Annotated in this window: 36 protein-coding genes and 1 pseudogene; 2 read left to right on the top strand and 35 right to left on the bottom strand. The window is 63.8% G+C overall.

Annotated features, from left to right (window positions below):
• Window positions 1-239 precede the first annotated feature (239 nt).
• Both QME84_11845 and QME84_11840 read right to left on the bottom strand, forming a co-directional pair.
• Window positions 240-1,085, bottom strand: coding sequence for a purine-nucleoside phosphorylase (locus tag QME84_11845; protein ID MDI6874956.1), 846 nt, complete (start codon window positions 1,083-1,085; stop codon window positions 240-242).
• A gap of 402 nt (window positions 1,086-1,487) precedes the next feature.
• Window positions 1,488-2,564 carry a bifunctional phosphoglucose/phosphomannose isomerase gene (locus QME84_11840; GenBank protein MDI6874955.1) on the bottom strand — a complete coding sequence of 359 codons (1,077 nt, stop codon included), beginning with the start codon at window positions 2,562-2,564 and terminating at the stop codon, window positions 1,488-1,490.
• Window positions 2,565-2,967: 403 nt separating this feature from the next.
• Between QME84_11840 and manB the strand changes: the two genes are divergently transcribed.
• Together manB and QME84_11830 are read left to right on the top strand one after the other, a co-directional pair.
• Complete coding sequence (manB, locus tag QME84_11835) at window positions 2,968-4,311, top strand: phosphomannomutase/phosphoglucomutase (protein ID MDI6874954.1); 1,344 nt, start codon at window positions 2,968-2,970, stop codon at window positions 4,309-4,311.
• A gap of 3 nt (window positions 4,312-4,314) precedes the next feature.
• Complete coding sequence (locus QME84_11830) at window positions 4,315-5,181, top strand: hypothetical protein (GenBank protein ID MDI6874953.1); 867 nt, start codon at window positions 4,315-4,317, stop codon at window positions 5,179-5,181.
• Window positions 5,182-5,405: 224 nt separating this feature from the next.
• Here QME84_11830 and truA read toward each other — a convergent pair whose 3' ends face one another.
• From truA to QME84_11665, 33 genes and pseudogenes are all read right to left on the bottom strand, one after another.
• Window positions 5,406-6,170: a tRNA pseudouridine(38-40) synthase TruA gene (gene truA / locus QME84_11825; GenBank protein ID MDI6874952.1), complete on the bottom strand. Its 765-nt coding sequence runs from the start codon at window positions 6,168-6,170 to the stop codon at window positions 5,406-5,408.
• A 116-nt stretch (window positions 6,171-6,286) separates the two neighbouring features.
• A pseudogene (rplQ, locus tag QME84_11820) lies at window positions 6,287-6,634 on the bottom strand (50S ribosomal protein L17).
• Window positions 6,635-6,680: 46 nt separating this feature from the next.
• Window positions 6,681-7,622, bottom strand: a complete 942-nt coding sequence (locus QME84_11815) for a DNA-directed RNA polymerase subunit alpha (GenBank protein MDI6874951.1) — start codon at window positions 7,620-7,622, stop codon at window positions 6,681-6,683.
• Between the two features lie 30 nt (window positions 7,623-7,652).
• Entirely contained in the window at window positions 7,653-8,279 is a 627-nt protein-coding gene (rpsD, locus tag QME84_11810) for a 30S ribosomal protein S4 (protein MDI6874950.1), read from the bottom strand.
• 12 nt (window positions 8,280-8,291) lie between these two features.
• Window positions 8,292-8,690 (bottom strand): 30S ribosomal protein S11, encoded by a 399-nt coding sequence (rpsK, locus tag QME84_11805; protein ID MDI6874949.1) that lies wholly within the window; start codon window positions 8,688-8,690, stop codon window positions 8,292-8,294.
• 79 nt (window positions 8,691-8,769) lie between these two features.
• Window positions 8,770-9,144 carry a 30S ribosomal protein S13 gene (rpsM, locus tag QME84_11800; GenBank protein MDI6874948.1) on the bottom strand — a complete coding sequence of 125 codons (375 nt, stop codon included), beginning with the start codon at window positions 9,142-9,144 and terminating at the stop codon, window positions 8,770-8,772.
• A gap of 18 nt (window positions 9,145-9,162) precedes the next feature.
• Window positions 9,163-9,276 carry a 50S ribosomal protein L36 gene (gene rpmJ / locus QME84_11795; protein MDI6874947.1) on the bottom strand — a complete coding sequence of 38 codons (114 nt, stop codon included), beginning with the start codon at window positions 9,274-9,276 and terminating at the stop codon, window positions 9,163-9,165.
• A gap of 54 nt (window positions 9,277-9,330) precedes the next feature.
• Entirely contained in the window at window positions 9,331-9,552 is a 222-nt protein-coding gene (infA, locus tag QME84_11790) for a translation initiation factor IF-1 (GenBank protein ID MDI6874946.1), read from the bottom strand.
• A gap of 121 nt (window positions 9,553-9,673) precedes the next feature.
• Complete coding sequence (gene map, locus QME84_11785) at window positions 9,674-10,420, bottom strand: type I methionyl aminopeptidase (GenBank protein ID MDI6874945.1); 747 nt, start codon at window positions 10,418-10,420, stop codon at window positions 9,674-9,676.
• Between the two features lie 98 nt (window positions 10,421-10,518).
• A complete protein-coding gene (locus QME84_11780; GenBank protein ID MDI6874944.1) occupies window positions 10,519-11,163 on the bottom strand; it encodes an adenylate kinase in 645 nt (214 codons plus the stop codon).
• A 28-nt stretch (window positions 11,164-11,191) separates the two neighbouring features.
• Window positions 11,192-12,472: a preprotein translocase subunit SecY gene (gene secY / locus QME84_11775; protein MDI6874943.1), complete on the bottom strand. Its 1,281-nt coding sequence runs from the start codon at window positions 12,470-12,472 to the stop codon at window positions 11,192-11,194.
• Between the two features lies 1 nt (window position 12,473).
• Window positions 12,474-12,911: a 50S ribosomal protein L15 gene (gene rplO / locus QME84_11770; GenBank protein MDI6874942.1), complete on the bottom strand. Its 438-nt coding sequence runs from the start codon at window positions 12,909-12,911 to the stop codon at window positions 12,474-12,476.
• A 161-nt stretch (window positions 12,912-13,072) separates the two neighbouring features.
• Complete coding sequence (gene rpmD / locus QME84_11765; protein ID MDI6874941.1) at window positions 13,073-13,270, bottom strand: 50S ribosomal protein L30; 198 nt, start codon at window positions 13,268-13,270, stop codon at window positions 13,073-13,075.
• Window positions 13,267-13,785: a 30S ribosomal protein S5 gene (rpsE, locus tag QME84_11760; protein ID MDI6874940.1), complete on the bottom strand. Its 519-nt coding sequence runs from the start codon at window positions 13,783-13,785 to the stop codon at window positions 13,267-13,269. Before rpsE ends, rpmD begins: the two co-directional genes overlap by 4 nt.
• 34 nt (window positions 13,786-13,819) lie before the next feature.
• Window positions 13,820-14,182, bottom strand: a complete 363-nt coding sequence (rplR, locus tag QME84_11755; GenBank protein MDI6874939.1) for a 50S ribosomal protein L18 — start codon at window positions 14,180-14,182, stop codon at window positions 13,820-13,822.
• A 159-nt stretch (window positions 14,183-14,341) separates the two neighbouring features.
• Window positions 14,342-14,878: a 50S ribosomal protein L6 gene (gene rplF, locus QME84_11750; protein ID MDI6874938.1), complete on the bottom strand. Its 537-nt coding sequence runs from the start codon at window positions 14,876-14,878 to the stop codon at window positions 14,342-14,344.
• A gap of 40 nt (window positions 14,879-14,918) precedes the next feature.
• On the bottom strand, window positions 14,919-15,317 hold the full coding sequence (gene rpsH / locus QME84_11745) for a 30S ribosomal protein S8 (protein ID MDI6874937.1): 399 nt from the start codon (window positions 15,315-15,317) through the stop codon (window positions 14,919-14,921).
• A gap of 13 nt (window positions 15,318-15,330) precedes the next feature.
• Complete coding sequence (locus tag QME84_11740) at window positions 15,331-15,516, bottom strand: type Z 30S ribosomal protein S14 (protein MDI6874936.1); 186 nt, start codon at window positions 15,514-15,516, stop codon at window positions 15,331-15,333.
• 12 nt (window positions 15,517-15,528) lie between these two features.
• Window positions 15,529-16,074, bottom strand: coding sequence for a 50S ribosomal protein L5 (gene rplE / locus QME84_11735; protein MDI6874935.1), 546 nt, complete (start codon window positions 16,072-16,074; stop codon window positions 15,529-15,531).
• Window positions 16,075-16,104: 30 nt separating this feature from the next.
• A complete protein-coding gene (gene rplX, locus QME84_11730) occupies window positions 16,105-16,425 on the bottom strand; it encodes a 50S ribosomal protein L24 (protein MDI6874934.1) in 321 nt (106 codons plus the stop codon).
• A 27-nt stretch (window positions 16,426-16,452) separates the two neighbouring features.
• On the bottom strand, window positions 16,453-16,821 hold the full coding sequence (rplN, locus tag QME84_11725; GenBank protein ID MDI6874933.1) for a 50S ribosomal protein L14: 369 nt from the start codon (window positions 16,819-16,821) through the stop codon (window positions 16,453-16,455).
• Window positions 16,822-16,852: 31 nt separating this feature from the next.
• On the bottom strand, window positions 16,853-17,113 hold the full coding sequence (gene rpsQ, locus QME84_11720; GenBank protein ID MDI6874932.1) for a 30S ribosomal protein S17: 261 nt from the start codon (window positions 17,111-17,113) through the stop codon (window positions 16,853-16,855).
• Window positions 17,114-17,141: 28 nt separating this feature from the next.
• Window positions 17,142-17,348, bottom strand: coding sequence for a 50S ribosomal protein L29 (gene rpmC / locus QME84_11715; GenBank protein ID MDI6874931.1), 207 nt, complete (start codon window positions 17,346-17,348; stop codon window positions 17,142-17,144).
• A gap of 2 nt (window positions 17,349-17,350) precedes the next feature.
• On the bottom strand, window positions 17,351-17,773 hold the full coding sequence (gene rplP, locus QME84_11710) for a 50S ribosomal protein L16 (GenBank protein MDI6874930.1): 423 nt from the start codon (window positions 17,771-17,773) through the stop codon (window positions 17,351-17,353).
• Window positions 17,757-18,563 (bottom strand): 30S ribosomal protein S3, encoded by an 807-nt coding sequence (rpsC, locus tag QME84_11705; GenBank protein ID MDI6874929.1) that lies wholly within the window; start codon window positions 18,561-18,563, stop codon window positions 17,757-17,759. Before rpsC ends, rplP begins: the two co-directional genes overlap by 17 nt.
• A 7-nt stretch (window positions 18,564-18,570) precedes the next feature.
• Window positions 18,571-18,993: a 50S ribosomal protein L22 gene (gene rplV / locus QME84_11700; protein ID MDI6874928.1), complete on the bottom strand. Its 423-nt coding sequence runs from the start codon at window positions 18,991-18,993 to the stop codon at window positions 18,571-18,573.
• 28 nt (window positions 18,994-19,021) lie between these two features.
• Window positions 19,022-19,306: a 30S ribosomal protein S19 gene (rpsS, locus tag QME84_11695; GenBank protein MDI6874927.1), complete on the bottom strand. Its 285-nt coding sequence runs from the start codon at window positions 19,304-19,306 to the stop codon at window positions 19,022-19,024.
• Between the two features lie 15 nt (window positions 19,307-19,321).
• A complete protein-coding gene (rplB, locus tag QME84_11690) occupies window positions 19,322-20,149 on the bottom strand; it encodes a 50S ribosomal protein L2 (protein MDI6874926.1) in 828 nt (275 codons plus the stop codon).
• 21 nt (window positions 20,150-20,170) lie between these two features.
• Window positions 20,171-20,464 (bottom strand): 50S ribosomal protein L23, encoded by a 294-nt coding sequence (gene rplW / locus QME84_11685; GenBank protein MDI6874925.1) that lies wholly within the window; start codon window positions 20,462-20,464, stop codon window positions 20,171-20,173.
• A complete protein-coding gene (gene rplD, locus QME84_11680; GenBank protein ID MDI6874924.1) occupies window positions 20,448-21,098 on the bottom strand; it encodes a 50S ribosomal protein L4 in 651 nt (216 codons plus the stop codon). The genes rplW and rplD overlap by 17 nt, the downstream gene beginning before the upstream one ends.
• A gap of 10 nt (window positions 21,099-21,108) precedes the next feature.
• Entirely contained in the window at window positions 21,109-21,771 is a 663-nt protein-coding gene (gene rplC, locus QME84_11675) for a 50S ribosomal protein L3 (protein MDI6874923.1), read from the bottom strand.
• Window positions 21,772-21,835: 64 nt separating this feature from the next.
• Window positions 21,836-22,150 (bottom strand): 30S ribosomal protein S10, encoded by a 315-nt coding sequence (rpsJ, locus tag QME84_11670; protein ID MDI6874922.1) that lies wholly within the window; start codon window positions 22,148-22,150, stop codon window positions 21,836-21,838.
• 24 nt (window positions 22,151-22,174) lie between these two features.
• Window positions 22,175-22,338, bottom strand: a 164-nt coding sequence (locus QME84_11665) for an elongation factor Tu (GenBank protein MDI6874921.1), incomplete at its 5' end; no start/stop codon positions are given.

Genomic DNA, 22,338 nt, shown 5'->3' with positions numbered 1-22,338 from the left:
GCCCTTACACCGGATGTGTACAGGTTTGACAGGGCGGCCTCTCAACCTTTAATCCGGAAAGCGCGCACCGAAACGCAAGGCATCCCGATGCCTTGGTGATGGATATTGCCATACCATTATTTACCAATGTTTAGGGGGCGTGGGAACGACGCGTGCCGGTAAGCCGGGAGCGGTTCGCCGCGGGACGGCCGGGACACGGCTCGGGGAGGGACGAGCAGGGGAAACTGGAGGTCACCATCTCACGTCGACGTTTCGTATTCCAGCCAGGACTGGATAAGGCTCCTGAGAACGGGGGCGGACATGGATGCCGTCCGCAGCACCTCCTCGTGGGAGACGGGTTGGGGCCTGCGCAGGTCCCAGGTGTTGGTTATCACGCTCACGCCGTTCACCTTCATTCCCAGGTAGCGGGCGTAAAGGGCCTCGGGGACCAGGCTCATGGACACCGCGTCTCCGCCTATGAGGCGCAGGAAGCGCAGCTCCGCTCCCGTCTCGTAGGAGGGCCCGGAAACCGCCACCAGCACCCCCTCCACCAGCGGCCAGCCCTCGGCCTGCGCTTTCCCGAGCAGGAAGTCGCCGCACCCCGCGTCGTACAGGTCGGAGAGATCGACGAAGGCCGGGGTGCCGGCGGCGTCCCGCACGCCACGCAGGGGATTCACCCCCATGAGGTTCACGTGATCCCGGACCAGCATCAGGAAACCGCGCTCGAAGGCCGGGTTCAGGGCTCCCGCCGCGTTGCACAGCAGCAGCCTCCGCACCCCGAGGGAGGCCATCACGCGCACCGGGAAGGCCACCTCATCCATGGCCAGGCCCTCGTAATAGTGGAGCCTGCCCTTCTGGAAGAGGACGCCCCTTTCCCCGTACTCTCCCAGGAGAACAGTCCCCGCGTGACCGGGAACCCCCGCGCGCGGCCACCCCGGTATCTCCTCGAAGGCCACCTCCACTGCCCGTGCCGCGGCGGGCACCGCTTCCCCCTGGCCGCTTCCCAGGACAACCGCTTTCTTCGGGAGGGGAAGCCTCTCGCCCTCCAGCACAGAGGCCAAGAACCCCGCCGCCGCCTCCGTAGAACCGTCATGTCCTGACTTCATCTTCCTCTTCCCCTCTCCATCCTTATCCCGCATGGCCAACGGCACAAACATGTAACCGACGCGCTCCGATTCCCGGCCGTCCTCTCGGCCCCAAGGCCCGTTCCCCGCGCCGCCGCCCGCTTCCGCGCGGTCCCCCCCCGCGACCGGGAATTCAAGGGAACGGGCATCGCCCTGGGACCGCCTCGGCCCTCGACTCTCCATGCATCCGGGGTTGGTGACATCACGCCCACGGACCTCCGCACGTTTTGCAGCCTTAACGTTCCAGCCGAAACCCTCCCCGGGGTCGGTGACATCACGCCTGCGGACCTCCGCCCCCACCAGCCCCGAACTCCCGCTCCCGCGGAGGGGAAGCGAAAGATTACCCTCAACCGACCCCTCCCCCCCGGCGCACGATCGCCGCCGTCAGCCCTCCCCGGCCATGCGCTCCTTGAGCAGGGCGATGCTCTCCACGGGGGTGGGGTCCACGCCGTTGAGCAAGGCCAGGTAGACGCTGACGAAGTCGCCCAAGAAGATGGCGCCCAGCAGTTTCTCCGTACGGGTGCGGCCCCCCACCCGGATAACAGTCACTCCGCCCACCTTCTCGCGCAGGATGTCCGCGGTTATTTCCACCCGCTTCGCCACGCGGGGGTGGGCATCCTCCTCCAGGAGGAAGATGACCTCCACGCGCCGGCTGAAATCGTCCGGCCTGTGCCATCCCACGATCTCGTTGTGGTTCATCTCCGGAAGGACGTGGTGGAAGGCGGGGACCTTGGAATTCTCGTTGAACTGGCATTTCCAGCGGTAGGCGGCCACCTCCAGCAGCCCTTCCGTGCCGTAAACCACCGGTATCTTTCCCGCCAGGCGCAAGGCCATCTGCTTGGCGAAGTTGCGACCCGTGGAGGAAATGCGACCCCACACCGCCGCCTTCTCCTCCAGGTAGTCCGCCGCCTCGTAGGCTACCCGGATGAAGCCCTGCATAAGCCCCAGGCGCTCCACAACCGCCGCGGCGGGCAAAAAGAGATATCCAAGGGCCGCCCGCGGCTGAAGCCCGGCCGGGAGGACCACGCAGGAATGCCGGTAACCGCGGGCCTTTTCCAGGAGCTGTCCCCCCGAGGTGAGAACCAGGAGGCGGCACCCCAAGTATATGGCATCGTCGTAGGCGGAGAGGGTCTCCTCGGTGTTCCCGGAATAGCTGGCCGCCACGGCCAGGGTATCCGGGCCAAGGAGGGCGGGGAGGCGGTAGGAGCGGTGCACCCCTATGGGGAGCCCGGTGGCCTCCTCAAGCAGGGCGCGTAGGATATCCCCGCCGATGGCCGAGCCTCCCATGCCCAGGTAAGCCAGGCGCCGGATACCCTCCCCGTCCGGGAGGTCCACGAGGTCACGCCCCATGCGCAAGGCCTCCCTGCACTGCCGGGGAAAGGATTCCACGGCGGTGAGCATTCCCCCAGGGTCCCGCTGCTCCAGCTCCATCACGTCGTCCAGGTTCACCCTCTCCTCCATGGCCGCTCCTTTCTCCCTTCACCCCGGTGCCCTTCCGTGAGCCGGCGTTCCCGCGGCGTGAGCAGGCCGGAAATCCCGGCTGTAACCGCGAACCGGGCGTGTTAAAATCTTAACATGTTCCCGGAGGATCGGGCGCGCGAAGCCTCCACCCGGCCATGGGAACCGGCATGGGCGGGAAGGACCCGGGAGGCGCAGGGATCGAGGCGTATTCGTCTTTGCGCCTACGCGACGGCTCGCTCTCTCCGAAAACCTGAACGGCAGCGCTTTCTGGGGGAGAGGGAGGTGAAGCGCGCATCCGGGAGCGATAAAACCACAATGGGAGCACTGGGATAGATTCCATGGCTGGTTCCCCCTGGGGCACGGGACAACGGATTTCATTGCGGGTACGGAAAAGGGGCAGGATATGAAAAAAATCGATCCCTCCATATTCAAGGCCTACGACATACGCGGCATCTATCCGCAGCAGATCAACGAGGAGATAAGCTACCTCCTGGGACGTGCCTTCGTCACCTTCATCGGCGAGGACCGCATCCTGGTGGGTAGGGACATGCGCCTGTCCTCCCCACCCCTCTCGCGGGCCTTCATCGAGGGGGCCCGTGACCAGGGAGCCGACGTGGTGGACATCGGGCTCTGTTCCACGGACATGCTCTACTTTGCCTCCGGGGACCTGGACCTGCCCGGCGCCATGTTCACCGCCTCCCACAACCCCAAGGAATACAACGGCCTCAAGCTCTGCCGCCGCAAGGCGGGTCCCATAAGCGAGGACACCGGCATCGCCGAGATCCGCGACCTGGTCCTGGGAGGACATTTCCCCCCCGCCTCCGGCCGGGGAGGCCTGGAGGAAAGGGACATGCTCCCCCGCTACATCGACCACGTGCTGGGCTTCATCGACCTCTCCGTGCTCCGCCCACTCAAGGTGGTGGCGGACGCCGGCAACGGCATGGCAGGCCTCATCCTCCCCGCCCTCTTCGAGCGCCTTCCCTGCCGGCTGGTGCCTCACTGCTTCGAGCTGGACGGCTCATTCCCCCACCACCAGCCCAGTCCCATCGAGCCGGAGAACATCGCTCTCCTTCAACGCTGGGTGCTGGAGGCACAGGGAGACCTGGGGATGGCCTTCGACGGCGACGCCGACCGCGTGTTCCTGGTGGACGACAAGGGGGAACCGGTGAGCGGCTCCCTGACCACCGCCCTGGTGGCCAGGCGCATCCTCCAGGAACACCCGGGAGAGAAGATCATCTACAACTGCATCAACAGCTGGATCGTTCCGGAGACCATCCGCGCCTGCGGGGGCGTTCCCATCCGGGAAAGGGTGGGCCACTCCTTCATAAAGCAGACCATGGCCGAGACGGGAGCCATCTTCGCCGGTGAGCATTCCGGTCACTACTATTTCCGGGACAACTACCGCGCCGACTCGGGGCTCATCGCCGCGGTCTACGTCCTGGAGATCGTGAGCCGGGAGGGGAAGCCCCTCTCCGAGATCCTCAAGCCCTTCAAGAAATACTACGCCTCGGGGGAGATCAACAGCCGGGTGGAGGACATCCCCGCCAAGCTGGAGGAGATCGCCCGCCTCCACGCCGGGGCCAAGAGGATAGACCGGCTGGACGGCGTCACCGTGGAATACGATGACTGGTGGTTTAACGTGCGCCCCTCCAACACTGAACCCCTGCTGCGCCTCAACCTGGAGGCCAGGACGCGCGAGCTCATGGAGGAAAAGCGCGACCAGCTCCTGGCCCTGATACGCTCCTGAGCCATGATCGGCGTTCTCCTTTCCCCCGCGCCCTCCCGAGATGCCGGAAGAAGGGCGGGGACTTCCCGTCCTGCCGGGGGAGGAAAGCTTCCATCCCCGGGCGCTTCCGCCCGCCGCCCTCGCAACCCGGCCATCTACCGCTTCCCGGAGAGGGGTAGGGGCACGCCGCACCGCCCCTTCCTCTTCCTCCTCCCGGTCCTGATCCTGGCACTGGCCCTGGCGTCGTCCGTGGGCTGCGGGAATGATTCATCCTCAACGGAGGGAGCCGGGAACGGGGAAGTGAAGGCCGCGCTGGAAAGCCTTTCCTCGCTGGCCTCCTTCTCCTACCGCACCCGCCTGGAGACCTGGGTGGGGGTATCCGGGTACACCGCCTACGGCGAGGAGCGGGGAGAGGGCGCGCTGGACGGCGACGACTTCATGGTGGAAATGACCAGGACTTCCCCGGAGGGAGAGGAGCGTTACACCGTCTCCTTCCGGGAAGGAACATTCTTCCTGCGCCGGGACGGCCTGGAGAAACCGGCCGAGGGTTCCGAGGTTCCGGGCCCCCTGCACCGTCCACGCAGTTTCCTGGAACTCTTTTCCAGGTACCGGGAGATCCGGGAGGAGGGCGAGGAGGAGTGCCAGGGCGAGAAATGCCGGGTCTTTCGCCTGGAATACGACCCCTCCCTGGCCGCCGACATCCTCCCCGCCCAGGCTGAGGAATATTTTTCCAACCTGGATTTCCGGCTGGGGGGCAGGATATGGCTTAGCGGTCTCTCGCCTTATCCCGTGGCCCTGTCCCTGGAGCTGACCGGCCTGGACCGGGTGGAGAAGCTGCAGCGCCTCCGGCTGGCCTACACCTTCCAGCCCCTTCCGGAGGGGAAACCTTGATACCATTTCCCCGTCCCGGACTGAAGTTACGAAGAACACCCGGGCGTTGGTTCCCACCGCTTCCGGAAGCACGGCCCCGAAATCCCCACTGACACGAGCCGGAAACGGGTGTTTTCTGCCGGCCTTTTCATCGCGGATCCTTCACCATTTTTTACCCCAAGGGCAGGACCCCCGCCGCCAGCCGGTGAGAGAAGTCCCCCTCCGGCCGTGCCGCCTTCTTCCCGTCAAGCGGAGGTCCTGGACGGCGGCGGATCGAAGGGATAGTAGACCTTCTCCAGGAAGAGGCCGTGGGGAGGGAGGGCCGGCACGGCGCGGCGTTCATCCCTACCGTCGAGAAGGGCCATGAAATCCTCCGGGGACCGGCGCCCCCTCCCCACCTCCAGGAGGGCCCCGCAGAGCATGCGCATCATCATCCAGGCGAAGGCGTTGGCCCGCACTCTCACGCAGAGCAATTCTTCCCGCCTGGAGATCCGGGCCTCCATGACCTCCCTCACCGTGGATCTCCCCTCCTCGCTGCGGCAGAAGGAGGCGAAGTCGTGGATACCCAGGATACCGGAGAGGGCCTCCGCCATGGCCTCCTCGTCCAGTTCCCTACCCACGTGCAGCGCGTAACGCCTGAGGAATGGGGAGGGCTGCGCCCCCAGGTGGAAGTAATAGGCGTATTCCCGGGCCAGGGCGCTGCGCCGAGCGTGGAACTCCTCCTCCACCTCGCGGCAGTCCAGGACGGCGATGTCCGGAGGCAAGAGGGCATTGAGGGCGCGCGGCATCCTCTCCAGTGCCACCCGGAGGGTCCCGTGGAAGTTCACCACCTGCCCCCTGGCGTGCACTCCGGCATCGGTCCTTCCCGCCGCGTAGAGGGGGGATTCCCGTTCCGCCACCCGCTCCAAGGCCTTCTCCAGCTCCCCCTGCACGGTAGGTAGGCCAGGCTGCTTCTGAAAGCCTTTGTAACCCGTGCCCTCGTAGCAGAGGGTCAGCATGTAGTTACCCACGACTCACTCCAGAGGTTGGAGAGGAAGCGTTTGCCAGGGCGGCCACGTTGCCGGCGGGGACGGAAAACCCGCCCTTCAAGGGGGCGGGGAAATCCAGGTCCTGGTGCCTGGAATCAGACCAGCTCGACCACCGCCATGGGCGCAGCATCCCCCTGACGAGGCCCTATCTTCACCACCCTGGTGTAGCCACCCTCGCGGTCCTCGTACCGCGGCCCGATTTCGGCAAAGAGCTTGTGGATCACGTTCCGGTCGGGAATGATGGCCAGGGCTTGTCGCCTGGCATGCAGGTCTCCCCGCTTGGCCAGCCCCACCAGCTTGTCCATCAGGGGCTGAACCTCCTTGGCCTTGGCCTCCGTGGTCTTGATCCTCTCATGCTCTATGAGGGCGCGCGCCAGGTTGGCCATCATGGCGCGCTGGTGGGCCGCGCTTCCCCCCAGTCTCCTTCCCTTCCTCGGTTCCGGCATAGCTACACCTCTCGCGCTTGGAATATTTCCTCTTACCGATGAGCCCCTACTTGGCCTTCAGACTGAGTCCCCTCTTTCTCAGCTGCTCCTTCACGTCCTCAATGGAGCGGGCACCGAAGCTGCGCAGGGCCAGAAGGTCCTCCTCCGTCTTCTCGATAAGCTGGCCCACGGTGTTGATCCCCCCACGGTGCAGGCAGTTCAAAACCCTCACCGGCAGCTCCAGGTCCTCGATGGGGATCTGCATCTCCCTGGCGCCCGCCGCCTGGGCCTCCCGGCCGAAGATGGTCTCCTCCATCCCCTCCTCGCCCTCGGCCAGGGAGAAAAATATCTCCGCGTGGCTGACTAGTATCCGGGCTGCTCTGAGTAGCGCCTCCTGGGGGCCTATGCTCCCGTCCGTGGTCACCTCCATGATCAGCCTGTCGTAGTCCGCCCTCTGCCCTACGCGGGTGTCCTCCACCTGGTAGGCCACCCTGACCACGGGGGAGAACATGGCATCTATGGGAATGGTGCCGGCCACCTCGTACAGGCCGCCCATGCGCTCCGCCGAGACGTAACCCCGGCCCTTGCGGGCAGTCATCTCCATCTTCAGCTTACCCTTCTCGTTCAGGGTACATATCTTGTGGTCGGGATTGATTATCTCCACCTCGGCCGGGGCCAGGATGTCACCGGCGGTTACCGTTTTGGGACCGGTGACGTCCAGAAACAGGGTGTGTTGCCCCTCATCGAGGATGCGGAGGATAACCCCTTTGAGGTTGAGAATGATGTCCATGGTATCCTCTTTGACCCCCTCGATGGTGCTGAACTCATGCACCACGCCCTCGATGCGCAGCGAGGTTATGGCTGCGCCGGGGATGGAGGAGAGCAGGATACGGCGCATGGAATTGCCCAGGGTGTGTCCGAAACCCCTCTCCAGGGGTTCGATGATGAACCTTCCGTAGGAATCCTCCACCTTGTCCACCACTATGTGTGGCTTTTGCATTTCAAGCACCAACGCCTGTTCCCTCCTATATCCCTCGGATTACTTGGAGTAAAGCTCCACTATCAGGTGTTCCTTGACCGGGATGTCGATGTCCTCCCGCTTCGGCCTGGCCACCACCTCGATGCGCCTCTTGTCCAGGTCCACCCGGAGCCAGGGGACCACGGGGCGCCCCTCGGCCAGGCGGACCGCCTGGAGCACTCGCACCAGGTCCCGGCTCTTCTCCTTGAGCTCGATCACGTCCCCCACCCTCACCTCGTAGGAGGGGATGTCCACCTTGCGCCCGTTGACCGTCACGTGGCCGTGGCGCACCAGCTGGCGGGCGTCCTGCCGGGAGGAGGCCAGGCCTCCCCGGTAGACCACGTTGTCCAGCCTGGTTTCGAGCAGGACGAGCAGGTTCTCGCCGGTAATCCCCTTCTGCCGGCTGGCACGGCCGTAATAGTTCCGGAACTGCCTCTCCAGAACCCCGTAGATGCGCTTGGCCTTCTGCTTCTCCCGGAGCTGTAGCAGGTACTCGGTCTCCTTGACCCGCCCGCGCCCGTGCTCCCCGGGAGGATAGGGTCGGCGCTCCATGGCGCACTTGTCGCTTTCGCAGCGCGCCCCCTTCAGGAATAGCTTCACTCCCTCGCGGCGGCACTGCTTGCAGGAAGGCTCAAGATTGCGTGCCATGACCCACCACCCCTATACCCTTCTTCTCTTTTTGGGTCGGCACCCGTTGTGGGGCTGGGGCGTCACGTCGGTGATGCTCACCACCTCCAGGCCGTTGGCCTGCAGGGTGCGGATGGCCGTCTCGCGCCCCGATCCCGGCCCCTTGACGAAGACATCCACTTTCTTCATCCCGAACTCCTGGGCCTTCTTAGCCGCGTTCTCGGCCGCCAGCTGGGCCGCGAAGGGGGTACTCTTGCGGGAACCCTTGAAGCCCACCGTCCCGCTGCTGCTCCAGGTGAGGGTGTCCCCGTTCTTGTCGGTTATGGTGATGATGGTATTGTTGAAGGTAGACTTGATATGCGCCTCACCGTGCAATACCGTCTTCTTCTCCTTCTTTCTCCCTCTTCCCCTTCCTCGCGTCGGTCTCGCCAACTGGCAACCTCCTGTGTCCTACTTCTTCACCTGCTTTTGGATACCTGATTCGTCCGGCATGTTCCTCCCCCGCGGGGAACTATTTCTTCTTGCGCTTCACGCCCACCGTCTTGCGGGGTCCCTTGCGGGTGCGGGCGTTGGTGTGGGTGCGCTGCCCCCGCACGGGCAGGCCCATGCGGTGGCGGAGACCCTGGTAACAGCCGATCTCCATCTTGCGCTTGATGTTCTGGGCCACCTCCCGCCGCAGGTCCCCCTCCACCTTGAGGTTCTGGTCGATGTAGTTGCGCAGCCTCACCACCTCGTCGTCGGTGAGGTCCCGGACCTTGGTGTCCGGGTTTATGTTGCAGCTCCGCAGCACCTTGAGGGAGGTGGACTTCCCTATTCCGTAGATGTAGGTCAGGGCTATCTCCACCCGCTTGTCCCTCGGAAGGTCTACCCCAGCTATGCGCGCCAAGACACTACCTCCTCGTTTTCAACCTTGCCGCTGCTTGTGGCGAGGGTTCTGGCAGATGACCAGCACCTTGCCGTGGCGGCGGATTATCTTGCACTTGTCGCACATCTTCTTGACCGAGGGTCTCACCTTCATTTCCAGTTTCTGCCTTTCCCTCTCCTTCCCGCCGTTCCAGCCGGCGTGCCTCACCTACTTGTATCGGTACACTATGCGCCCGCGGGTAAGATCGTAGGGAGATATCTCCACCAACACCCGGTCCCCGGGCAGTATCCGGATGTAATGCATGCGCATCTTCCCGGAGATATGGGCCAGAATCTTGTGCCCGTTGTCCAGTTCCACCCGGAACATGGCGTTGGGCAAGGGTTCCAGTACGGTTCCTTCGACCTCTACGGAGCCTTCCTTCTTGGCCACTCCTCACTCTCCCCACGCCACCCTTGCGTCGGGCGTGCTCTTCTTTTCGCACCAGAATTCATATACTAACAAACAACATCCCGGTAGTCCAGAAGTTCCTGCCCGCGATTTCCCCTTTCCCTCAGGGAATGGTGAGGACCTCCGGGTCTCCCTCGGTCACCGCCACGGTATGCTCGAAATGTGCCGACAGGCGGCCGTCCGCGGTGCGCACCGTCCAGCCGTCCTCCTCTACCCTCACCTCGTAGGTCCCCTCGTTGACCATAGGCTCCAGGGCGAAGGTCATGCCCGGCAGGAGCAGGGGGCCTCTACCCGGGGGGCCGAAGTTGGGTATCTGGGGCTCCTCGTGCATCTCCCTTCCTATGCCGTGCCCCACGAACTGTACCACCACCGAGAACCCCCCGCCCTCCACCACCCGCTGGATGCTATTGGAAACGTCTCCCAGCCGGTTCCCGGAGCGGCAGGCGGCGATACCCGCTTCCAGCGAGGCCCGGGTGACCTCCATGAGCCTCCTGGCGATGTCGCTCACCTCCCCCACCGCGTAGGTGCGGGCGGCGTCAGCCTGGTAGCCGTCCAGGATCACCCCTACGTCTATGCCGATGATGTCCCCCTCCTTCAACCGCTCCTTGCCCGGGATGCCGTGGACTACCACGTCGTTTACGGACGTGCATATGGAGGCCGGAAAGCCCCGGTAACCTAGGAAGGAGGGGATGCCACCCCGGGAGCGGATGAAGTCGTCGGCCAGCCGGTTCAGGGTCTCCGTCCTAGTTCCCGGCCGCACGTGCCTCTCCAGCATGTCCAGGACCCCGGCCACTATGCGGCCGGCCTCCCTCATCTTCCTTATCTCCTCCCGTGATTTCCTGATGATCATGGACTCCACCCGCGCATCCGGAACGGATCTCCAAGGGACCTCCCTCGCTTGAGGGCGGCGGCTGCTCCTCGCCCTGCCCGCGCCCGACCGGCGGAGCCTCACTCCAGCACCTTCCGGATGGAAGACAGAACCTCCTCCATGGAGGCGCTCCCGTCTATGTCCCTCAGGAGACCCTCCGCGCGGTAGTAGTCGATGAGGGGCTGGGTCTTGGCGCGGTACTCCTCCAGGCGTGCCCGGACCGTCTCCTCCCGGTCGTCGTCGCGCACGTAGAGCTCCCCTCCACAAACGTCGCACTTCCCATCCTCCCGGGGCGGGTTGAATTTCAGGTGATAGACCGCCCCGCAGGAACGGCAGGTCCGGCGAGCGGTGAGCCTCTCCACCACCGTCTCGTCGGGCACCTGGATGTTCAGGACATGGTGGATGGACTTCCCCAACCCGGCGAGCATCTCCTTGAGGGCGTCGGCCTGGGCCACCGTCCTGGGAAAACCATCCAGGACGAATCCCTTCTCGCAGTCCGGCTCCGCCAGCCGTCCACGCACGATGCCTATGACCACCTCGTCGGGGACCAGCTCCCCCCGGTCCATGTACTCCTTGGCTTTGAGGCCCAGTTCCGTGCCTCGTTTCAGGTTATCCCGGAAGATATCCCCAGTGGAAATGTGGGGTATGCCGTAGAGCTCGCTTATTTTCTCCGCCTGGGTTCCCTTTCCCGCACCCGGCGGCCCCAGAAGAATGAGGTTTTGCATCATCGGCCTCCTTCCTCTCCCCGGCGCATCAGCGCAGGAATCCCTCGTAATGCCGCATCTGCAGCTGGGCCTCGATCTGCTTCATGGTCTCCAGGGCCACGCCCACGATGATCATGATGGCCGCCCCACCAAAGGGTATCTCGCGGGTCCCGAAGAAGTAGAACATCACCGCCGGCAGGAGGGCTATGGCCGCCAGGCTTATGGAGCCGGGCAAGGTTATGCGGTTGATGACCTTCCCGAAGTACACCGCCGTGGGCGTACCCGGACGGATACCGGGAACGAAGGCCCCGTACTTCTTGAGGTGTTCCGCCTGGGTGAAGGGGTCGAAGACGATGTAGGTGTAGAAGTAGGCGAAGAAGATGATCAGGAAGGTATAGACCACGAAGTACAGCCAGCCTTGGGAGAGCCGGGTGGCCACCCCGGTAAGGGCGGGGATGAACTGGGCCAGCATGGTGGGGAAGTAGATGACCGAGGAGGCGAAGATGATGGGGATGACCCCCGAGGTGTTTATCTTCAGGGGGAGGTAGGTGGTGCCTCCCATGGTCATGCGCCTTCCCCGTATCTGCTTGGCGTACTGCACGGGGATGCGCCTCTCCCCCTGGTCCAGGTAGATGACGGCCAGGATCACCGCTAGGGACATGACCGCGGAGATGATTATTCCGTAGGCAATGTTTCCGTAACGGAGCTCGGTGTTGGTGATGAGGTTCTTGAACTCGATGGGCACACGGGCGATGATGGAGATGAAGATGAGGATGGACATCCCGTTACCCACGCCCCGCTCGGTGATCAGCTCCCCGAACCACATGAGCAGGGCCATGCCCGCGGTGAGGGTCAGGATGACCACTATCCCCTTCATCCAGGTGAACTCGATGATACGGATGCTCTCTCCCCCGATGTTCTGCCAGCGGGAGAACTGCCAAACCAAGCCGATAGACTGCATGAGGGCCAGCCCCAGGGTCATGTAGCGCGTGACCTGGGTTATCTTGCGCCGCCCGGATTCCCCCTCCTCCTGCCACTCCTTGAGCTTGGGGATCACCGCTACTAGCATCTCCATGATGATGGCGGCGGTGATGTAGGGCATGATTCCCAACCCGAAGATGGCCAGGTGGGAAAGAGCGCCCCCGGAGAAAAAGTTGAGGAAGCCGAGTATCCCGCCTCCTTCCTGGATGAGCTTCTGCAAGGCTTGGGTATTCACCCCCGGGGAGGGGATGGCCGAACCTACGCGGTAGAGGAGGATTATGAGTAGGGTGAAGAGGATCTTGCGCCGCAGATCTTCGACCTTGAAGATGTTGCGGAAGGTGCGGAGCAAATCAGATCACCTCGGCCCTTCCGCCCGCGGCCTCGATCTTGGCCACCGCTCCCCTGGTGAAGGCGTTGGCGCGCACAATAAGCCCCCGCTCCAGCTCGCCGCGACCCAGTATCTTCACCTCGTGCCGCAACTTCTTCAGAATACCCTTCTCCACCAGCGCTTCAGGGGTCACCACCTCTCCCTCCATGAAGAGGTTGAGCTTCTCCACGTTGACCAGGTGGTATTCCTTCTTGTCCCGCGGCCGGAAACCTCGCAGCTTGGGTATCCTTCTCTGGAGTGGCATCTGCCCGCCCTCGAAGCCGATGCGGGTCTTGCCGCGGGCCTTTTGGCCCTTTTGGCCCCGGCCGCTGGTCTTCCCGTGCCCGGACGACCTTCCCCTTCCCACCCGCTTGGGGGGGTGGGTGGAACCCGGCGCCGGCTTAAGGTCATGTATCTTCAGCGTCATCTCTGTCTCCCGTTAATCTCCCTCTCCCGTTATCTACTCCGTGTGCTCTTTCTTCACCACCATGCCCGCCTGCCACTCAGTGGTGTCATCCCGAGCAGGCAAGCTCCTTTCAATCCGCGGCCAGCAGCGTGCCGCAATCGTACCGTCGGCCCACCTCACTCCTCGAGGGGTTCCACTTTCACCAGGTGGGTCACCCGCCTGACCATCCCCCTGATCTCCGGGGTATCCCGGTGGACCACGGAATGGTTGATCCGCTTCAGCCCGAGGGCCCTTATGGTGCGCCGCTGTTTCGGAGGACGGCCGATGAGGCTGCGCACCAGGGTGACGCGAAGCTTCCTCCCCTCCGCACTCATCCCTTAACCGCCTCCTTCTCCCGGGCCTTGCGCAACTGCGCCCTTCTTATCTCCGCCACCTCCCGGGCCCGGCTGATGGCCTTAAGCCCCTCGAAGGTGGCCTTGACCACGTTGACCGGGTTGCGGGATCCGTAGGTCTTGGTGAGCACGTCCTGGATGCCGCTTAGCTCGATCACCGCGCGCACCGGGCCTCCGGCTATGACCCCGGTCCCCTCGCTGGCCGGCTTAAGGAGAACCCGCGAGGACTCGAACTTCCCCACCACCTGGTGGGGGATGGTGGTCCCCCTGGTGGGGACCTTGAAGAGGTTGCGCTTGGCCTTCTCCACGCCCTTCTGGATGGCCAGGGGGACCTCACGGGCCTTCCCATAGCCATAGCCAACCACGCCCGCCCTGTCTCCCACCACCACCAGGGCGGTGAAGCTGAAGCGGCGCCCTCCCTTCACTACCTTGGCCACGCGGTTGATGTGGACGACTTTCTCCTCCAGCTCGAGAACGGTCGGGTCTATCTTGGGCATGAATTACCTCCAGCTCTTTCCATCCGGGAAGGCATCAGAACTCCAGTCCTCCCTCTCGGGCTCCCTCCGCCAGGGCCTTAACCCTTCCGTGATATAGATTGCCGCCCCGGTCGAAGACCACCTTGACGATTCCCTTCTCGCGGGCCCTGGCCGCCAGGAGACGCCCCACCTCCATGGCCACCTCGGTCTTCTTCTTCCCCTCCAGGTCCAAACCCTTCTCCATGGAGGAAGCGCTGGCCAGGGTATGCCCTACGGTGTCGTCGATGATCTGGGCATAGATGTGCCGGTTGCTGCGGAAGACCGAGAGCCTCGGCCTCTCCGGCACGCCGAATATCTTCTTGCGCACCCGCTTACGGCGGCGCTCCTTCTTCATCCTCTTTTCCTTGGCCTTGTCCATACCTTACCGCTCCATTTCCGGAATCGAGTCACTCGACCACTACTTCGGGGGCTGGCCCTGCTTGCACACTCGCTTACGGCGGCGCTCCTTCTTCATCCTCTTTTCCTTGGCCTTGTCCATGCCCCGTCGCTCCATTCCCCGGATCGAGGCGTTCTCCGACTACTTGAGGGCCTTGCCGGCCTTGCGCCGGATCTGTTCCCCGGCGTAACGGATGCCCTTGCCCTTGTAGGGATCGGGCTTGCGCAACGCCCTTATCTTGGCCGCTATCTCCCCCACCTTCTGCTTATCCGCCCCCTTCACCCGTATCTTGGTGGGGGTCACCAGCTCGAATTCTACCCCCTCGGGAGCCTTCACCAGCACGGTGTGGGAGAAACCCAGGGAGAGCTCGATGTCCGGGCCCTTGGCCACCGCCCGGTAGCCCACCCCGTGGATCTCCAGGTTCTTCTCGAACCCCCTAGTGACCCCCTCCACCATGTTGGCTAGCAGGCTGCGCGTGAGGCCGTGCAGCGACTTGTGGAACTTGGAATCCGAGGGTCGCCTCACGCGGATGGCACCCTCCTCCATCTCAATGATCATGTCCGGGTGGAACTCCTGGGTGAGCTCTCCCTTGGGGCCCTTCACCGTCACCCGGTTACCCTCTATCCTCACCTCCGTCCCCTCCGGGACGGGTATGGGCATTCTGCCTATCCTGGACAACTGCTACCTCCAGCGCTTATCCCGCTTTGCGTCCTTTCCGTCACCAGACGTAGGCGATGACCTCGCCTCCCACGTTCTTCTCCCGCGCCTCCCGGTCGGTCAGAAGGCCCTTGGAGGTGGAAATGATGGCGATTCCCAGGCCTCCCAGCACCCTCGGCATCTGGGCCTTCTTGGCATACACCCGCAGGCCGGGCTTGCTGATGCGCTTGATCCCGTTGATGAGGGATTCGCGGTTGGGCCCGTAGGCCAACTTTATCCTGAGGGTGTCGTAGCTCTTGCCCTTAACCACCTCGAAGTCGGCGATGAATCCCTCCCTCTTCAGTATCTCGGCGATGGAATGCTTCATCTTGGAATTGGGCATCTCCACCCACTCGTGACGGGCGGCGCTGGCGTTCCGTATGCGGGTCAGCATGTCCGCGATGGGATCGGTCATGGTCATCTCCATCGCCTCCTTACCAACTCGACTTGGTGAGCCCGGGGATCTCGCCCTCGTGCGCCAGCTCGCGCAGGCACACGCGGCAGAGCTCGAACTTGCGGAAATACCCTCGCGGCCGCCCGCAACGTTTGCAACGGTTGTAGGCCCGGGTGCGGTACTTGGGAGGTCTCTTCTGCTTGGCAATCAAGGACTTCTTCGCCATGCCGCCTCCTGCTCACTTGCCACGGAAGGGCATGCCCAGCGCATCCAGCAGGGCCCGCCCCTCCTCGTCAGTCTTGGCCGTGGTCACGATGGTTATGTCCATCCCTCTCACCCTGTCGATGTCGTCGTAGTCTATCTCCGGAAACACCAGCTGTTCCTCAAGCCCCATGGTGAAATTACCCCTCCCGTCGAAGGACTTGGGGTTCAACCCCCGGAAGTCCCTCACCCGCGGGATGGCCAGGGACATAAGTCGGTCCAGGAACTCGTACATGCGGTCTCCCCGCAAGGTGACCTTGCAACCTACGGACATCCCGGCTCGCAGCTTGAAGCCGGCCACCGACTTCTTGGCCCGGTTCAGCTTGGGCTTCTGGCCGGTGATCAGTGCCAGGTCCTTCATGGCCCCGTCGATGGCCTTGGGGTCGTGGGCTCCCTCTCCCACTCCCATGTTGACCACGATCTTCTCCAGTCGCGGGACCTCCATATCGTTGCGGTACCCGAACCTCTCCTTGAGGGCCGGCACCACTTCCTTGCGATATTTCTCCTTCAGCCTCGGAGCCATGTTCCCTTCCTCGTTCAAGATCCCTTATCCTCAGTCGATGTCCGCGCCGCACTTGCGGCAGAAGCGCCGCTTGTTGCCCTCGGAATCGAACCGGTAGGCCACCCGTATGGGCCGATTGCATGACCCGCATACCAGGGCCACGTTGGAGACGTGGATGGGCGCCTCCTTGGTCACGATCCCACCCTGGGGGTTCTCCTGGCTGGGCCGCGTGTGCCTCTTGACCAGGTTCACGCCCTCCACGATCACCCGTCTCTCCCGGGGGAAACTGCGCAGGACCTTGCCCTGCTTCCCCCGGTCCTTCCCGGAGATCACCTGTACCCGGTCGCCCTTTTTTATCTTCAGTCCTGCCATCTTTTTCCACTCCTCGCCGTCCGCGGCTCAAAGGACCTCCGGGGCCAGGGAGACGATCTTCATGAACTTCTTCTCCCGAAGCTCCCTGGCCACCGGGCCGAAGATGCGCGTGCCCCGTGGATCCTTGGCCTCGTTGATCAGCACCACTGCGTTTTCGTCGAACTTGATGTAGGATCCGTCCTTGCGCCGCCTCTCCTTCTTGGTGCGCACCACCACCGCCTTCACCACGTCGCCCTTTTTCACCGACCCACCGGGGATGGCTGACTTCACCGTGCCCACCACGATGTCCCCCACGCCGGCATAGCGCCTCCCGGAACCCCCCAGGACCTTGATCACCAGGAGCTCACGGGCGCCCGTGTTGTCGGCTATCTTCACTCGCGATTCCTGCTGTATCATCTCCTACCTCCGAACCGCGGACCGCTTTCGCCTACTCCGCACGTTCCACGATCTCCAGCAGCCTCCAGCGCTTGGTGCGGGACAGGGGCCTGGTCTCCATGATCTTCACCACGTCACCCACCCGGCAGCGGTTCTCCTCGTCGTGCGCCTTGTACTTCTTGCTGCGGGTCACGATCTTGCCGTACAGCGGGTGGGGCATGCGCGTCTCCACCTTGACCACGATGGTCTTGTCCATCTTGTCGGAGACCACCGTGCCCATGCGCACCTTTCTCCGCGTCGTCCGTTCCGCCATCCTCCGGTTCCCTTCCTTTCACCCGGCCTTACCCGGCTTTCTCGCTCATCTCGTACTCTCGGATGACCGTGCAGATGCGCGCGATGTCCTTCTTGGTCTCCTTGATGCGCGCCGTATTGTCTAGCTGCCCGGTGGCCGCCTGGAAGCGGAGGTTGAAGAGCTCCTCCTTGGCCTCCCGCAGCTTCTGCAACAGCTCCTCGTATGAATACTGGCGAAGCTCCCTGGCCTTTACCATGCTCACTCACCACCCATGCCAACACGTTTTACGAAACGGCATTTCATGGGCATCTTGTGGGCCGCCCGGCGCATGGCCTCCTGGGCCACATGCTCGGGGACCCCGGCAAGCTCGAACATCACCCTTCCGGGCTTGACCACCGCTACCCAGTGGTCGGGGTTGCCCTTTCCGCTACCCATGCGCGTCTCGGCAGGTTTCTTGGATACCGGCTTGTCGGGAAAGATGTTGATCCACACCTTCCCGCTTCTCTTCACGTGACGGGTGATGGCTACCCTGGCCGCTTCGATCTGACGGGCCGTGACCCAGGCCGGTTCCAGGGCCTGCAGCCCATAATCCCCGAAGTGGACCTCCGTGCCTCCCTTGGACCGGCCCTTGAGCCTCCCACGTTGCACCTTGCGGTGTCTGATCTTACGAGGCATCAGCATCAGCTTCAACCTCCCGGTAATCGTAGTCCTCGTCCTCCTCCGGCCCGGCCGCGGGCTCCCGAAGCGCCTCCTCCTCTTCCTCGGGCTCCGCCTCCACGAGCGTACCCGCCGCCACGCCCAGGGGACGCTTCTCCTCCACGGCCTTCTCCCTGGACTTCCGGTCCGGCTCGCCAATGAGTCCCTTGTATATCCATACCTTGACCCCGATGACCCCGAAGGTGGTGCGGGCCACGCAGAAGCCGTAATCGATGTCCGCGCGCAGGGTCTGCAGGGGCACCCTTCCCTCCCGGTACCACTCCGTCCGGGCCATCTCCGCTCCCCCCAGCCTCCCGGCACAGGAAATCTTGATTCCCTTGGCCCCGGCGCGGATGGCGTTCTGTACCGCCCTCTTCATGGCCCTCCGGAAGGACACCCTGCCCTCCAGCTGCTCGGCCACGTTTTGGGCCACGAGGAAGGCGTCCAGCTCCGGCGTGTCGATCTCCTGGATGTTCACCTGGACATCCTTGCCGGTCATCTCGGAGAGGTCCCGCTTGATGCGGTCCACCTCCGCGCCCCGGCGGCCGATGACGATTCCCGGACGGGCGGTGAAGATGTCCACCTTGACCCGTTTGGAAGTGCGCTCGATCTCCACCCGGGATATGGCCGCCCTCTTCATGTATTCCCGGATGTAGCGCCGTATGGCCAGGTCCTCCTGGAGGAGGTCGGCGTAATCCCGGGTGGCGAACCAGCGGGACTTCCAGTCATAGATGATCCCTAGACGGAAACCGTACGGATGAACCTTCTGACCCACGCCTACTTCATCCTTTCCTTCGCGCTCCGGAGCGGCCGCGACCGCCGCGTCGCCTGCCGCTTCCCTCAAGGCCCTCCCTCTCGCCCAGGACCACCGTGATGTGGCTGGTGCGCTTGCGGATACGGGTGGCCCTTCCCAGGGCCCGCGGCCTCCACCTCTTCAGAGTGGGACCCTCATCCACGTAGCAGTTGACCACCACCAGGTCCTCGGCCCGCAGGCCGTTGTTGTTCTCCGCGTTGGCCACCGCGGACTCCAGCACCTTGCCCACCAGGCGCGCCGCGGCCTTGGGGGAGAACCGGATTATGTAGCGAGCTTCCTCCAGGTCCTTCCCCCGGATCTGGTCGGCCACCTGGCGCGCCTTGTAGGGGGAGACCCTCACGTAACGGGCCACCGCCCGGACCGTCACGCCGCCTTCCTGAACCTCGGCCATGTTCCGTCTCCTGCCTTTCCTTCGGCTACTACTTCAACCGGGTGGGCCTCTCGTGGGCGTGCCCGTGCTTGGTGCGGCGTCGGGTGGGAGCGAACTCCCCCAGCTTGTGCCCCACCATGTTCTCGGTTATATACACCGGAACGTGCCTCTTCCCGTCGTAAACGGCGATAGTGTGCCCCACCATCTCTGGGAAGATGGTCGATCTGCGGGACCAGGTCTTGATGACCCTCTTCTCATTACGCCGGTTAAGCTCCTCGATCTTGAAATAGAGCTTCTCGTCTATGTAGGGTCCTTTCTTCAAAGACCTGCCCAAGGCTACCTCCCTCTCTCAGCTCTTCCGCCTACGCACGATGTACTTGTTGGAGGGCTTGTTCTTCTTCCGCGTCCGGTACCCCAGAGTGGGTTTGCCCCAGGGGGTCACCGGGTGCCGCCCGGCGGAGGACTTGCCCTCCCCTCCCCCGTGGGGATGATCCACGGGGTTCATCACCGTTCCGCGCACCGTGGGACGGCGGCCCTTCCAGCGGCCCCGTCCCGCCTTGCCCTCGCTCTGCAGCTCGTGTTCCACGTTGCCCAGCTGGCCCACCGTGGCCCGGCACTTCAGGCTCACCAGGCGCACCTCGCTTGAGGGGAGCCTTATGTGGGCGAACTCACCCTCCTTGGCCATAAGCTGGGCGGCGCCCCCCGCGGCGCGCACCATCTTCCCCCCCGCTCCCGGCTTGAGTTCGATGTTGTGGATGGTGGTTCCCACGGGTATGGCCGAGAGGGGTAGGGCGTTGCCCGGCTTGATATCCGCATCCGGACCCGACATCACCCGGTCTCCCACCTTGAGGTTCAGAGGAGCCAGGATATAGCGCTTCTCCCCGTCCTCATAGTGCAGCAGAGCGATGCGCGCGGTACGGTTGGGATCGTACTCTATGGCCACCACCTTGGCCGGGATTCCGTCCTTGTCCCGCTTGAAATCGATGATCCGGTAGCGCCTCTTCACCCGACCACCCTTGTGGCGGGTGGTTATGCGTCCCCGGTTATTGCGACCCGCCTTGTAGTTCAGGGGGGCAAGGAGGCTCCTCTCCGGCTCCTTCTTGGTAATTTCCTGGAAGTCGGATAGAACGGTGAACCTCCTTCCCGGCGAGGTCGGCTTATATCTCTTAATACCCATTTTTTTACCATCCTTTTTCCATCAACCCAGCGGTCCCTCGAAGAACTCGATGCTGTACCCCGGCGCCAGGGTTACCACGGCCTTCTTCCTCGCCGCCGTGCGCCCTGAGGTCCAACCCCTGCGGCGCGGCTTGGGAGGAACCTTTATCGTATTCACCCCGGTGACCTTAACGTTAAAGATCTGCTCCACCGCCTGGCGGATCTCCGTTTTCCGCGCCTTGGGATGTACCTCGAAGGTGTACTTGTTCTGATCCAGGAGGTTATAGCTCTTCTCGGAGATCACCGGCCGGATGATGACATCACGCGGATCCTTCATCCTGCACCCCCTCCTGCAGCCTGTCCAGCGAGCTACGGGTGAAGATCACCCGGTCGTTAGCCAGCACGTCGTAAGTGTTCAGGTCCTCCACCCGGATGACCTCCACGAAGGGAAGGTTGCGCATGGACTTGACCACGTTCTCGTCCTCCTCCGGCAGCACCAGGAGCACGTTGTCTTCCACCCCCAGGGCCCGGAACACCGCCGCCGCCAACTTGGTCTTGGGCTCGGAGAAGGTGAAGTCCTCGAGTACCATCACCCGGTCCTCGCCGGCCCGGGCGCTCAGGGCCGAGCGCAGGGCCAGCCTCCGAACCTTGCGGTTTACCTTGAAGCTGTGGTCCCGGGGTTGCGGGCCGTGCACGGTGCCTCCTCCCCGCCAGAGGGGCGAGCGGATGGAGCCAGCACGGGCCCTTCCCGTCCCCTTCTGGCGCCAGGGCTTCCGGCCGCCCCCGCTGACCGCGCTGCGGTTCTTGGTGGAAGCGGTGCCCCGGCGGGCGGCGGCCAGCTGGCGCCGGACCACCAGGTGCATGACGGGGATGTTTATTTCGCAGCCGAAGTAGTAGTCCTTCAGCTGGACCTCACCCGTCTTGTTTCCCTCCAGGTCGTAGACCGGAACCGACTTCATGACCTGCTCCATCCTCGTCCTCTCAGGTCAGCACGTGGGCTTTCCTACTTCGCTTGCGACGTCCCTTGACCGATTCCCGGATGACCAGGAGCCCTCCCCTGGGACCCGGAACACTGCCCTTGAGCAGCAGGAGGTTGCGCTCCGGCTTCACGTCCACGACCTCCAGGTTGAGGGCGGTGACCCTCTCGCCCCCCATCCGGCCGGGCATGCGGGATCCCCGGAACACCCGGGAGGGCGTGGCGCAGGCTCCGATGGAACCCGGGGCGCGGTGGAAATGGGCCCCGTGGGAAGCCGGTCCCCCGCCGAAGCCGTGCCGCTTGACCACTCCTGCGAAGCCCTTGCCCTTGGACTTTCCGGTGACGTCCACCCTCTCTCCCTTGGCGAAGGACTCCACGGTGACCTTCTGGCCCACCTGGTAGGCGGAGGGGTCGTCCACCCGGATCTCCGCCAGGTGCCGGTGGGGCTCCAGGCCCTTGCTCTCGAAGTGGCCGCGCAGCGGCTTGTTCACCTTCTTCTCGCGCACCGGGCCGAATCCCAGCTGCACGGCGTTGTAGCCCTCCTTCTCCACCGTCTTCACCTGGACAACCGTGCAGGGACCGGCCTCCACCACCGTGACCGGGATGATCCTCCCGTCCTCGGCGAAGATCTGCGTCATGGCTATCTTTCTTCCGATGATTCCCTTCAACTTTCCCACCTCTCCACGGCGCGAAGACGGCTCCCGCGCCCTCCAGCCTCCACCGCGCTACGAGTCACAGCTTGATCTCGATATCCACTCCCGCCGGAAGATCCATGCGCATCAGCGAGTCCACCGTCTTCGGCGTGGGGTCCAGTATATCTATAAGCCTCTTGTGGACCCGCATCTCGAAGTGCTCCCGCGAATCCTTGTTCACGTGCGGGGAGCGGATCACGCAGTACACGTGCTTCTCGGTGGGCAGGGGAACCGGCCCCGAGATGGAAGCTCCCGTCCGCTTGGCCGTCTCCACGATCTGCTTCGCGGAGCGGTCGATTATCTCGTGGTCGTACGCCTTTAACCTTATTCTTATCTTTTGCCTGGGCTTGGCCATTCCACTAAACCTCGGGTTTCTCGCCTACCGGATTATCTCCACCACCCTTCCGGCCCCCACCGTACGGCCGCCCTCGCGGATGGCGAAGCGCAGGCCCTCCTCCATGGCGATGGGGTAGATGAGCTCCACGTTCATCTCCGTGTTGTCCCCGGGCATGACCATCACCCTCCCCGAGGGGGTGGAGATGG

The organism is Actinomycetota bacterium (genome assembly GCA_030019255.1).
GTDB lineage: Bacteria > Actinomycetota > Geothermincolia > Geothermincolales > RBG-13-55-18 > Solincola_A.
Note: the sequence above shows the minus strand (reverse complement) of the source record. Positions and strands in the feature narration are given on the sequence as shown.

Excerpts from the sequence above, each read along its gene's own strand:
- QME84_11845 (MDI6874956.1), bottom strand. The coding sequence starts at position 1,085 with ATGAAGTCAGGACATGACGGTTCTACGGAGGCGGCGGCGGGGTTCTTG.
- QME84_11840 (MDI6874955.1), bottom strand. The coding sequence starts at position 2,564 with ATGGAGGAGAGGGTGAACCTGGACGACGTGATGGAGCTGGAGCAGCGG.
- manB (MDI6874954.1), top strand. The coding sequence starts at position 2,968 with ATGAAAAAAATCGATCCCTCCATATTCAAGGCCTACGACATACGCGGC.
- QME84_11830 (MDI6874953.1), top strand. The coding sequence starts at position 4,315 with ATGATCGGCGTTCTCCTTTCCCCCGCGCCCTCCCGAGATGCCGGAAGA.
- rpsD (MDI6874950.1), bottom strand. The coding sequence starts at position 8,279 with ATGGCACGCAATCTTGAGCCTTCCTGCAAGCAGTGCCGCCGCGAGGGA.
- rpmJ (MDI6874947.1), bottom strand. The coding sequence starts at position 9,276 with ATGAAGGTGAGACCCTCGGTCAAGAAGATGTGCGACAAGTGCAAGATA.
- map (MDI6874945.1), bottom strand. The coding sequence starts at position 10,420 with ATGATCATCAGGAAATCACGGGAGGAGATAAGGAAGATGAGGGAGGCC.
- QME84_11780 (MDI6874944.1), bottom strand. The coding sequence starts at position 11,163 with ATGCAAAACCTCATTCTTCTGGGGCCGCCGGGTGCGGGAAAGGGAACC.
- rpmD (MDI6874941.1), bottom strand. The coding sequence starts at position 13,270 with ATGAGTGCGGAGGGGAGGAAGCTTCGCGTCACCCTGGTGCGCAGCCTC.
- rpsE (MDI6874940.1), bottom strand. The coding sequence starts at position 13,785 with ATGCCCAAGATAGACCCGACCGTTCTCGAGCTGGAGGAGAAAGTCGTC.
- rplR (MDI6874939.1), bottom strand. The coding sequence starts at position 14,182 with ATGGACAAGGCCAAGGAAAAGAGGATGAAGAAGGAGCGCCGCCGTAAG.
- rpsH (MDI6874937.1), bottom strand. The coding sequence starts at position 15,317 with ATGACCATGACCGATCCCATCGCGGACATGCTGACCCGCATACGGAAC.
- QME84_11740 (MDI6874936.1), bottom strand. The coding sequence starts at position 15,516 with ATGGCGAAGAAGTCCTTGATTGCCAAGCAGAAGAGACCTCCCAAGTAC.
- rplE (MDI6874935.1), bottom strand. The coding sequence starts at position 16,074 with ATGGCTCCGAGGCTGAAGGAGAAATATCGCAAGGAAGTGGTGCCGGCC.
- rplX (MDI6874934.1), bottom strand. The coding sequence starts at position 16,425 with ATGGCAGGACTGAAGATAAAAAAGGGCGACCGGGTACAGGTGATCTCC.
- rplN (MDI6874933.1), bottom strand. The coding sequence starts at position 16,821 with ATGATACAGCAGGAATCGCGAGTGAAGATAGCCGACAACACGGGCGCC.
- rpsQ (MDI6874932.1), bottom strand. The coding sequence starts at position 17,113 with ATGGCGGAACGGACGACGCGGAGAAAGGTGCGCATGGGCACGGTGGTC.
- rpmC (MDI6874931.1), bottom strand. The coding sequence starts at position 17,348 with ATGGTAAAGGCCAGGGAGCTTCGCCAGTATTCATACGAGGAGCTGTTG.
- rplP (MDI6874930.1), bottom strand. The coding sequence starts at position 17,773 with ATGCTGATGCCTCGTAAGATCAGACACCGCAAGGTGCAACGTGGGAGG.
- rplV (MDI6874928.1), bottom strand. The coding sequence starts at position 18,993 with ATGGCCGAGGTTCAGGAAGGCGGCGTGACGGTCCGGGCGGTGGCCCGT.
- rplB (MDI6874926.1), bottom strand. The coding sequence starts at position 20,149 with ATGGGTATTAAGAGATATAAGCCGACCTCGCCGGGAAGGAGGTTCACC.
- rplW (MDI6874925.1), bottom strand. The coding sequence starts at position 20,464 with ATGAAGGATCCGCGTGATGTCATCATCCGGCCGGTGATCTCCGAGAAG.
- rplD (MDI6874924.1), bottom strand. The coding sequence starts at position 21,098 with ATGGAGCAGGTCATGAAGTCGGTTCCGGTCTACGACCTGGAGGGAAAC.
- rpsJ (MDI6874922.1), bottom strand. The coding sequence starts at position 22,150 with ATGGCCAAGCCCAGGCAAAAGATAAGAATAAGGTTAAAGGCGTACGAC.